Origin of the sequence: Kribbella sp. NPDC051718 (assembly GCF_040681515.1) — a bacterium.
In the GTDB taxonomy this organism is placed as follows: Bacteria; Actinomycetota; Actinomycetes; order Propionibacteriales; family Kribbellaceae; genus Kribbella.
In genome coordinates, this window is sequence record NZ_JBFAYZ010000032.1 from 1 (window position 1) to 2240 (window position 2240).

The 2240-nt window shown below is 62.9% G+C and carries 3 protein-coding genes; 2 read left to right on the top strand and 1 reads right to left on the bottom strand.

Features of this window, described 5'->3' with window-relative positions; genetic code table 11:
• Positions 1–147: 147 nt before the first annotated feature.
• Positions 148–741, top strand: coding sequence for a YdcF family protein (locus AB0M15_RS41815; protein WP_363832939.1), 594 nt, complete (start codon positions 148–150; stop codon positions 739–741).
• Positions 738–1472 carry a WbqC family protein gene (locus AB0M15_RS41820; RefSeq protein WP_363832941.1) on the top strand — a complete coding sequence of 245 codons (735 nt, stop codon included), beginning with the start codon at positions 738–740 and terminating at the stop codon, positions 1470–1472. The genes AB0M15_RS41815 and AB0M15_RS41820 overlap by 4 nt, the downstream gene beginning before the upstream one ends.
• Before the next feature lie 315 nt (positions 1473–1787).
• On the opposite strand, the gene AB0M15_RS41825 is transcribed toward AB0M15_RS41820, so the two are convergent.
• On the bottom strand, positions 1788–2240 hold a 453-nt coding region (locus AB0M15_RS41825; RefSeq protein ID WP_363832943.1), incomplete at its 5' end, for a transposase.

Genomic DNA, 2240 nt, shown 5'->3' on the forward strand with positions numbered 1-2240 from the left:
CCCGCCGCATACGAATCAAACACCACCACCAACACCGAACAAGTAGCCTGAACCAGCCCCACATCAACCCTGTCCGTCAAAACGGGTCAACCTCACCCCACGGACGACCAGATCAAGGACGCCCAACTGATCTGGGACTACCACCAGATGCATCATGAACTGCGGTCTGTGGATGTGGGAATCGGGCTCGGCAGTCATGACCTAGGCGTCGCGACATTCGCTGCTCAGCTCTACAGGCAGGGCCTGTTTCCGACGCTTGTCTTCACCGGAGCGAACAGCCGGACGACTGCAGCCCGGTTTCCTCGTGGTGAGGCGGTCCATTACCGCGAGCACGCGATCACGCTGGGCGTACCCGACTCTGATGTGTTGGTCGAACCTCGCGCGACGAATACGGGCCAGAACATCGCATTCACGCGCGAGTTGCTGGCTGGCGAGGCAGGATCCGTCGAATCGGTGCTGCTGATCTCCAAGCCCTACATGGAGCGCAGGGCGTTTGCCACCTGTCAGAAGGTGTGGCCAGAGGTTGAGGTCATCTGTGCATCAGAACCAATCGCGTTCGCCGACTACGTCGATAGCATCGGCGATCCGGGTCTTGTTCTCGACATGCTTGTCGGCGACCTGCAACGCGTGATCGAGTACCCAGCACTCGGCTTCGCTGTCGAGCAGGACGTACCGGACGAAGTACGGATTGCCTATGAACATCTGATTGAGGCCGGCTACGTCAGCCGACTGATGACGTGACGCTCACCCAGCCGCGGTTGTGTGCCATCCACCAGCCCAACCTGTTTCCGCGGCTGTCGACTCTGGCCAAGCTGCGTGCGGCCGATGTTTGGGTTGCCCTGGACGACGTTCAGTTCGCTCGGAGGGACTACCAACATCGGGCAAGGCTCGGACCGCGCTCGGATCCCTCGGCTCAGCAGTGGATGTCGTTGTCGGTGGCGCTGCCGAGCGGGAGGAGCACTGAGATCAGAGACGTCCGCATCCTCGATTCGGAGACGTCCCGCCGAAGAGTTGCGAGGATGACCAGACAAGCTCACGGACGCGGCCAGCACTGGGAGCCAGTCGGCAACGTGGTCGATCAGGTCGTGCACTTGATGGATCAGACGGACCGCCTTGCTGAGATCGCGATCGCCTCGACCCAATCGCTCCTCGAGCTAGTCGGCTGGACCGGCGAAATCGTTCGAAGCAGCGATCTCGTGGCTCGAACTGAACGTTCATCGCGACTTGCTGACCTCACACTCGCTGTTGGCGCAGCCGCGTACATATGCGGCAGCGGCGGTAGTAGATATCTAGACGGAGACGTCTTCGCGGACCTCGGCCTCGGAGTGCAGTACTTCAGTTGCCCTGAATCTGGTGTTTGGGCTGGCGCCAGTCGAGTGAGTGCAATTGCCGCTCTTGCGGAAGACGGCAAAGCCTTCTTGTCCGAAACAGAAGGATCGAGACCGCAGCTCAGCATGATGCGCGGGCGTTGACCACAGTCGACGAGTACATCGGTCTGAAGGCACGGAATCCGGAGGCGGCAGGGCACTTGGAGGATGCGTTGCGGAGCATCCACGAGCAGGGCGGGGCGGCATCGGTGGATCTTGCGCCCTAAGAGAGTCGCTGCAGCGGGGTGAGGGCGCGAGGCCTGACCAGCGTCGCAACTCCAGCTGCTTCCCAGATGAGATCAGCCGGCGCTGTTGATGGCGCGCGGAGCGCGCAGGAAGCGGGCGGAGCCCGCAGGAGGTCGGGTGGGCGGGAGCGCCCGGAGCTGGGATGCGACGGAGACATCCCAGGCCTTGAGGGTGTCAAGCGGCGAGTGTTTGGGGTTGGTGTTGCCAGGCGGTGGTTTCGTTGTAGAGGGTGCGGGTTTTGAGGCAGCCGTGGAGGATGCCGACGAGTCGGTTGGCGAGTTGGCGCAGGGCGGGGTTGTGGTCGATTCCGCGGGCTCGTTGTTTGTCGTAGTAGGCGCGGGCTCCGGGTGAGGCGGTGAGCGCGGACAGGGCTTGGCCCATGAGTGCGTCGATGAGCCGGTCGTTGTGGACGAATCGGGCCAGGGCGATTTTCTTCGTGCCCGAGGCGCGGGTGATCGGGCTGGTCGCGGCGTAGTTCTTGCGGGCTTTGGCGCTGGTGTAGCGGTCGGTGTCGTCGCCGAACTCTGCGAGCACCCGGGCGCCGAAGATCGTTCCCAGGCCGGGCTGGGACAACACGATTTCAGCGTCCGGGTGCCGGCCAAAATGTGCCTCCACCTCGCCTTGCAG

What these genes read in the sequence shown, in the direction of transcription:
- AB0M15_RS41815 (WP_363832939.1), top strand. Translation starts at nt 148, where the DNA reads ATGCATCATGAACTGCGGTCTGTGGATGTGGGAATCGGGCTCGGCAGT.